The organism is Methylophaga sp. UBA1464, assembly GCF_002325665.1.
Taxonomy (GTDB): Bacteria; Pseudomonadota; Gammaproteobacteria; order Nitrosococcales; family Methylophagaceae; genus Methylophaga.
The window spans coordinates 437-7,851 of sequence record NZ_DCSO01000014.1 but is presented as its reverse complement, the minus strand read 5'-3'; the positions used below and the strand labels follow the sequence as shown (position 1 = coordinate 7,851).

The following is a 7,415-nucleotide window of genomic DNA, read 5'->3' as shown; positions in this document are numbered from 1 at the left end:
CTTGCTCAGAAAGCCCAATTAAAGAACTGCCCGCCACAAAACCGGCAACTCCCTGCCTTTCAGCAACAGCGCTGGCGGACAAGTTCACGCTGCGTCCCAGAATACCGCCGGCAAAAAAACTGGCAGGAACAGATTTTGCCGCTATGACCTGAACCGCCGTTGCGGAGTCTGCAGTGGTTGTCGTGAACTGCCTCAATCCTGCGGTAACGGTATCGACACGGCCTAACGAAACATCCAGCGTTTTATCGACCGTAATAACATGATTATTTCGTGCCGCGCTGGCTTGTGCCAACGCCTGTACCTGAGCCAGATCGCCTTCTCCACAATGTCCTGCCAAAGCAGAAGCATCCAGAGCGGCCATATCCGCTACCGTCTGCATTCGCCGTTGCTCCATCAGCAAGCGACCGGTATCCACTGCCAAGGCAACAAATAAAGTCGCGAGCAATAAGGTCATAATGCCCAACAGGCCTATTGCTCCTCGCTGCTTAATATTAAGTTTCATAGTCACAGACAATGATTATCAGCCCACCACACACTTAACGCGAATTGCTAAACGGATTCGATTCAATTTCACTGAAATATTGCGGAATCGGATGACTGAAGCTATTCAGATAACGTTCATAGATTTTTGCTGCCACAGGACCCGGAAGCGTCTGATTATGTGATGAAGCGGCCTGACCGTTTTGCTGCAAGTTCAGCCATTTCCGGGTTTGTTCACCTTGTTTGGCTGGCGGTTTGGCAGGTTCTGCCATCACCCCGCACGTAAACAGAGCAAAACAGAGTAAACCGATGGGTATCAATGGTATTTTTTGCATCTGAGCTTCCTTTTTTTATACAGCTATCTGCTGCGTGTCTGGGCACGAATGGACATCGCCTGCTCATTCAAGTCAGCCACTGTTTGCGGATCCATATTGATACGTCTGGCAAACGCTTCCGCTTTTGACTGCTCCCCCGTTGCCAGCAGTAAAATCATCATATTGGTTTCCGCCAGACGCGCATCCTGATCCAGTTCCAATGCGGTAATAAACTCATGCTGGGCTTTTTCGAAATGCCCCTGCAGTAATAATGCATAGCCTAAATCGTTTCTGATTCTGGCATTGACCGGCAACTGCTCTGCTGCCACCGTTAAATGTTCAACGGCTTTATTTAAGAGGTTCTTACGCCCGGCAATAAGACCCAGTCCATGATGTGCCTCTCCCACCATGCAGGTTTGCAATAAGGACAGATAATATTCGGCGGCCTCCTGATTGCGATCTGACTGACGAAGAATCTCCGCGCGTAAATAGGTAGCATAAGGCGAAGTTGACTGAAGGTTATCCAGATGTGCCAGTGCAGCATGCAAACGACCAGAAGTCATAAGCTGCTCGATCAAATCCAGATTCATCGAGGTATCTGCATCCACTGCTTTTCCACAACTGGCGTGTGCGGCTGACATCGTCTGCGATTGCGTTTGAGTACCTCCGCCCAACTGACTGCAGCCAGTCAGGCTCACTATCAGGCCGAGACAAACTGTTGATGTTAATTTCATAATGCTCCTGATAAGCCTTTGGCGAGCGCCATAAATCCCGGTCCGGCCAGAAAAATCAGCAGGGCGGGAAATAAAAACACCATCATCACGACAGACATTTTTCCGGAAAGTACATTGACGTATTCCCGTAATGCCGAGAGTTGGCGTTCTTCAATAAGCTGGGCAAATTTCACCAGCGTTTCACGAATATTGCCACCATGCCGGCTGACCTGCTTCAATATCGCCACCAAATCATCAAGTTCATTCACTTCCAGTGGTGCAGCCATTTCTGCCAGAGCTTCTGCAGGTTCCAGTCCGGCATCAATCTGACGTAAGACTTTGTTTAACTCTTTGGCCAGTTCGGGTGTAAGTAACCGGCCTTCCTGCTGTAATACTCTGATGGCATGCTCCGTCGAAAGGCCGGCATCAAATAGCATCCGTAACAGATGAATGGCCGTAGGCATTTCCCGGGATAATCTGTTACGACGATCTTTTGCGCTTCGGCGCAGAATATATTTGGGTAACAAATAGCCTATCGTAGCGGCAATAAAAACCTTGGCCCATGCCTGACCATCCAGCCCGCCGGATTGAAGGTAAAGAATAATCACACTGGCAAATGTCAGTGCAACAGGCAATAGCCAGGTAGCTAAATAAAAAAATGACCGCCCACTTGGTGTATACCAGCCAGCCTGTCTGAGTAACTGAACCGTTTCAAAGTGTTCCAGTTTCGGTAACCAGTGGGCCAGTTTACTGTGGCCCATTCGCCGGACGACACCTCTCATCCAGTGATGATCAATGTCACCATCAGCAGAATTTTTTTCCAGCAGTTCAAAAAAACGTCGTTGTGAAGCCTGATCAGCTCTACTGACCTGATGCTGGGCCCAAAAGACCAGGACCACTGCCATTATTATCAGAAAAATTATTGTCATGATAATCCAGCCGGGCATCATTACCTCTATATGCTCTTAATCATTCGCCATAAGGCAAATGCGCCAATCAGCTGGAAAAACACCGCGGTGAACAGCATAAATCTTCCTGAGCTGTCTTCCCACATAGTCGTCATATACCCGGGATTCATCATCATGATATAGCCGGCTATTACCAGTGGTAACAGACCCAGAACCCAGGCTGTCACACGCGTTTCACCAGTCATGGTTTTTAACTCTCGTCTGGCCGCTTCCCGCTGATGAATCATCTTAACGATATTTTTTATCAACTCACGAACACTGCTGCCATAGCTGCGGTTAACACGGATTGCCAGTGACACCAGATACAATTCATGTAATCGATATAGGTCCGCTGTTTCCTGAATTGCCAGCCCCAGATCCTTGCCTAACTGATTTTCTCTCAGAACACGCTCAAATACGGCTTTTAAAGGTTGAGGGGATTCCAGAGTGGCCAGTTCCAGAGCGCCCTCCATACTACGTCCGGTGCCCAATGCTCTTAACACCTGATCCAGAAACAGGGGCAGTTGAAACAAAATATCTTTAATGCGTGTTGATGCTCGTCGCTGCAACCAGAGATAAAGAAATACAACGACCAACAGCGGAATAAATATTGCTGTGAGCAGCCCTTTGCTCATCGCAACCAGAGCCGTCAGCAAAAGAATACCCATAACAATAAGCACAATATGACGCTCTTTGGGTTCAACACCGGCTCGCCATAACAATGTTTTAACCCGAGTGGATTTTTTTTTGGGCTGGCGGCTGAATCGCCCGTCAATGGTGATTCCGACCACTTGCGTAAAATTACGATTGGTCTTTTCCGTCAGTTCTTTTGAATGACTTTGAACTAAGGCGAAAACGGCGAGAAAAATCATCAGGCCGGTAAACGCATATATCACTAATACCAAAGTCATTAGAAATCGGGTGACACTGAAGTGAGACGATGGTTTTTACTGTGTTGGTTACCACTGGTGAATTTCTCATTCACTGGCCGCACATTGTTGATTTCATGCCGGTTTAACGGGTGGTTATAGCTGAACAGTTCATTCAGCAAATACTGCCCGTCACGATGCCCGGTAATCTCAGCAATCGAGGTAATGCGCCGGGTTCCATCGGCAAATCTGGAAATATGCACCATTAAATCAACCGCACTGGATATCATTTCCCGGATTACATCATGTGCGCCTTTGAAGTTAGCCAATGAGGCCAGCATTTCCAGCCGAACCAATGCATCCCGCGGATTATTGGCATGTACCGTGCTCATTGAACCATCGTGACCGGTATTCATGGCTTGCAGAACATCCAGCACTTCTTCACCACGCACCTCTCCCAAAATGATGCGATCCGGTCGCATACGTAATGCATTACGAACCAGATCACGTGCCCTGACTTCGCCATCCCCTTCAATGGTAGGTGGCCGGGTTTCCAATCGAACGACATGGTTATGTCCCAATTGCAACTCAGCCGCATCCTCAATGGTGACAATACGCTGAGCTGGATCAATAAAGCGACTCAAGGTATTTAACAGTGTGGTTTTACCGGTACCGGTTCCACCACTAACCATAATATTGCAACGGCTTTTGACTGCCAGTATCAATAAATCCAGCATTTCCTGATTCAGCGTGCCGTAGACCAGCATATCGGTTTCACGCAACATTTCCCGACGAAATTTGCGGATGGAAACACATGGACCATCCAATGCCAATGGCGGAATAATCGCATTAATCCGGCTGCCATCCGGAAGGCGGGCATCGACCATTGGACTTGATTCATCCAGGCGCCGTCCCATTGGGGCAATGATGCGGCGGATAACTCGCAGAACATGTTCATCATCAATAAACCGTAATGAGGACTTTTGTACTTTTCCCTGTTTTTCAAAAAAGATATGGTAAGCACCATTGACCATGATATCGCTGATGCTGTCATCTTCCAGCAAACTGTGTAATGGGCCAAACCCCACCAGTTCATTGACCATTTCCTCAGTCAGATCATCCAGATCTTGGCTACTGACGGCCATCTGGCTTTTATTTGCATACTGTGTGACATGCCCATAAACATAGTCGTTTAATTGTTCTTCCGACCACTCCACAATCGGAATTTTATCCTCTTCTACCTGGGCGATAAGGTAGCGATGCAATGCATATTTGATATCCTGATACGTCTGGGTATTTTTAAGACTGAAATCGTACTGGGGATATTGAAAAGCCATAGCGTTATCCTAATTTTGTCTTCATCCAGGCATTAAACTGTGGCCACAACCCGGACTGATTGCTTTCCTTACTTTCCTGTTCAGCCATCGTCAGCTTCCTGGCCATTTTTCTGACTGCCTGGGTGTATGGATCTCTTGGTGCACATTCAAATAAACTTTCTCCGGAATTCATCATTTTCAAGCGAGCCATCCCGGAAGATGGCAGTGTTGTCAGTAAATTAATGTTCAACCCCCTGGCCAGATTTTCTGCATCGGGTGGTAAATTCGGTAAATATCGATCGACGACCAGCTTCACCGAATCCATATCTATCTGGCCCTGGGAAATTTTACGAATCAGCTGCATGTTCTGTTTACAGCTGGGCACACTCTGCTCCAGCAAGGCCAGAGTGGTGTTCGAGTTACTCACCAGCAGATGTAAGAAATCTGAATAGGGCACGCCCCCCAGATTGATAATGATATGGGTAAAATACTGCTGTAATACACCAAGTAAGACATACACATCAGCGGAAGTGACATCTCCAATACCCGTGTGGTCTTCGGGTAAAGCTAACAGCTTCAAACCGCTCTCATGCTTGGCAAACGCACTGTCAATAAGGGTCGAGTCCAGGCGCCGTAAACTGCGTATTGCATCGAGAAAGCTGTAGGGGGCATTAATGCCAAGATAGGTCAGCGTATCGGATGCCGGTGTCCCCATATCCAGTAATAAAACCTTCTCGTTTTGTCCTTCAGTCTGAATGGCTAAAGCCAGGTGCAATGCCAGCATGGGGGTATCCGAGCCAGGACGGGCACTGACTAATGACGTCACTTTGCCCCGCCTGTCAGTTGCATGCTGGGCAATCGGCGCACGATGTTGCAGGCGATTCAACAGACGCATAACTTCATTATGCCGGGTGCCGGTAGTGATGAATTCCCGTGCACCTGCTCGCATCGCACTCAACACCAATTCATTATCCAGATGATCCGCCACCGCAATGACCAACAACATGGTTTTAAATGTCACCAGATCTTCGATAAAGGCAATATTCTGACGAAGATTGGTTTCGGATAAACCGACAAAAACGACTTGCGATCCCGTCAGATCCAGTAATTGCCGGACACGGTCGATAGAGGAAACATCGGTTTTGATAACCTCCCCTTCGTCAATCAGCACTTCCTGTAACCAGTTCAACTGACTGTCATTATCCGGAACGACGATAAAAGAATTTTTCTGTAATTTAGCCATATTATTTCGAAAAACCTGAAGAAACGGGTGGTCGATTCACAAAATCTCCCTTTTCAAAAAACAGAAAATCGGCAAAATCTGGATTGTAATTACGGTATTTCTCACCAGGCAACTCTGGCAATGCAGCATTACGTGCCAATGGTTTTACCAGATGCGGTGTGACGATCATCAGCAACTCTCTGTCACTTCGATCCAATTGGTTGGATCGAAAGAACGCACCGATAATAGGGATATCGCCAAGCCATGGCATTTTATCGACATTGGCAAGGGTGTTCTGACTGATAAGGCCACTGATCACAAAACTCTCTCCATCACCCAGCGCCACCGTCGTATCCGTCCTTCTCACCCGCAATGCCGGTACTGTCACCCCACCTGTCTGGATACCGGCATTAAAGTCCAGCTCACTGACTTCCGGAGAAACCTTTAAGGCAATTCTTTGCTGATCCAGAACAGTAGGGGTCAGTGATAACCTCACCCCAAACTCTTTATATTCAATGGTCACACTGTTATCCAGCCCTGAACCCCGAACCGGGACTGGAAACTCTCCACCTGCAAGAAAGTTGGCGCTTTGACCACTCATGGCGACTAATGAGGGTTCGGCCAATGTGTAAGCAAATCCATTACCCTCTAAAACAGAAATCGCCGCAAGCAAACCATTAGAAGCACGACCGTAGATCAGATTAAAGGTATCGTTACTCAAGGCGAAATTATCACCCAGTAATGACAGACCACCCGCGGTGTTACGGGATAAAGTGGAGGGGCTGCCCGGCGCGGAAATGGATCGTGGAGTTCGGTTGCCTTTACCAAAAAAGAAGCCGGCAGACTGTAATCGATTTTTACTTAACTCAACGATTTTGATATCGATCTGCACCTGCGATCCTTGATCAAAAACCGTGCTATCGATGCCCGTTTCAGTGTCGAACCCCAGAACCGATCGTGCTACCGCATGATTATCAAGCGAATTTATCTCACCCTGTAACTGCAGCTGTTCACCAACTTCATCCAGCTGCAAATCTGGTTCCTCCAGCTTATCCAGACCATGCTGCTTCAACTGTTTTGCAGGCGTCACGGTTAGTTGAATCATCTGTTTTGGTGAATTGTTTTTTGACCAGATGGTTAAACTGGTCACGCCAGGCTGTTGAGGTGTTATCAGTATTTCATATTCCGTAATCACCGAGACATCCGCTATGGTGGGATCGCCTACAGCAACCCGCCCGACGGGCTGAGTCGACTGAAAACTCTGCTGCAACCCCTGTTCCAGTGTGAGCTTACTATCTGCAATGGCTGTATTCATCAGCATGAATAGCAAAACGCCGAAGGATATCGGACATTGTTGTCTGGCAGATGTCCACAAGGTTCTGATACCAGGCTGGCTTTTACTCATATCATTTCTCCTGCCCGACATTTACCACTGTTTCCTGAAGTCCCCGGTGCACAGTCACTTGCGCTGCTGCCTTTGGCGTTGACGATTTCACGGGGGGTGGTGTAACTATTTCAGGTGGAGTAACCGTTTTAATTGCCGGACCTTTCAGT

General features: G+C 47.8%; 8 protein-coding genes. All 8 read right to left on the bottom strand.

What is annotated here, in order from left to right; all coding sequences use genetic code 11:
- On the bottom strand, window positions 1-502 hold a 502-nt coding region (locus B3O33_RS01440), incomplete at its 3' end, for a TadG family pilus assembly protein (RefSeq protein WP_292362788.1).
- Window positions 503-536: 34 nt separating this feature from the next.
- Window positions 537-815 (bottom strand): DUF3613 domain-containing protein, encoded by a 279-nt coding sequence (locus tag B3O33_RS01435; RefSeq protein WP_292360865.1) that lies wholly within the window; start codon window positions 813-815, stop codon window positions 537-539.
- Between the two features lie 23 nt (window positions 816-838).
- Window positions 839-1,528 carry a tetratricopeptide repeat protein gene (locus B3O33_RS01430; protein WP_292360866.1) on the bottom strand — a complete coding sequence of 230 codons (690 nt, stop codon included), beginning with the start codon at window positions 1,526-1,528 and terminating at the stop codon, window positions 839-841.
- Window positions 1,525-2,436 carry a type II secretion system F family protein gene (locus tag B3O33_RS01425; RefSeq protein WP_292360868.1) on the bottom strand — a complete coding sequence of 304 codons (912 nt, stop codon included), beginning with the start codon at window positions 2,434-2,436 and terminating at the stop codon, window positions 1,525-1,527. Before B3O33_RS01425 ends, B3O33_RS01430 begins: the two co-directional genes overlap by 4 nt.
- 26 nt (window positions 2,437-2,462) lie before the next feature.
- Entirely contained in the window at window positions 2,463-3,365 is a 903-nt protein-coding gene (locus B3O33_RS01420) for a type II secretion system F family protein (protein WP_292360870.1), read from the bottom strand.
- On the bottom strand, window positions 3,365-4,660 hold the full coding sequence (locus tag B3O33_RS01415) for a CpaF family protein (protein WP_292360872.1): 1,296 nt from the start codon (window positions 4,658-4,660) through the stop codon (window positions 3,365-3,367). Before B3O33_RS01415 ends, B3O33_RS01420 begins: the two co-directional genes overlap by 1 nt.
- 4 nt (window positions 4,661-4,664) lie before the next feature.
- Window positions 4,665-5,882 carry a hypothetical protein gene (locus B3O33_RS01410; RefSeq protein WP_292360874.1) on the bottom strand — a complete coding sequence of 406 codons (1,218 nt, stop codon included), beginning with the start codon at window positions 5,880-5,882 and terminating at the stop codon, window positions 4,665-4,667.
- Between the two features lies 1 nt (window position 5,883).
- Window positions 5,884-7,266, bottom strand: coding sequence for a type II and III secretion system protein family protein (locus B3O33_RS01405; protein ID WP_292360876.1), 1,383 nt, complete (start codon window positions 7,264-7,266; stop codon window positions 5,884-5,886).
- Window positions 7,267-7,415 lie beyond the last annotated feature (149 nt).

Excerpts from the sequence above, each read along its gene's own strand:
- B3O33_RS01435 (WP_292360865.1), bottom strand. The coding sequence starts at position 815 with ATGCAAAAAATACCATTGATACCCATCGGTTTACTCTGTTTTGCTCTG.
- B3O33_RS01430 (WP_292360866.1), bottom strand. The coding sequence starts at position 1,528 with ATGAAATTAACATCAACAGTTTGTCTCGGCCTGATAGTGAGCCTGACT.
- B3O33_RS01425 (WP_292360868.1), bottom strand. The coding sequence starts at position 2,436 with ATGACAATAATTTTTCTGATAATAATGGCAGTGGTCCTGGTCTTTTGG.
- B3O33_RS01420 (WP_292360870.1), bottom strand. The coding sequence starts at position 3,365 with ATGACTTTGGTATTAGTGATATATGCGTTTACCGGCCTGATGATTTTT.
- B3O33_RS01415 (WP_292360872.1), bottom strand. The coding sequence starts at position 4,660 with ATGGCTTTTCAATATCCCCAGTACGATTTCAGTCTTAAAAATACCCAG.
- B3O33_RS01410 (WP_292360874.1), bottom strand. The coding sequence starts at position 5,882 with ATGGCTAAATTACAGAAAAATTCTTTTATCGTCGTTCCGGATAATGAC.
- B3O33_RS01405 (WP_292360876.1), bottom strand. The coding sequence starts at position 7,266 with ATGAGTAAAAGCCAGCCTGGTATCAGAACCTTGTGGACATCTGCCAGA.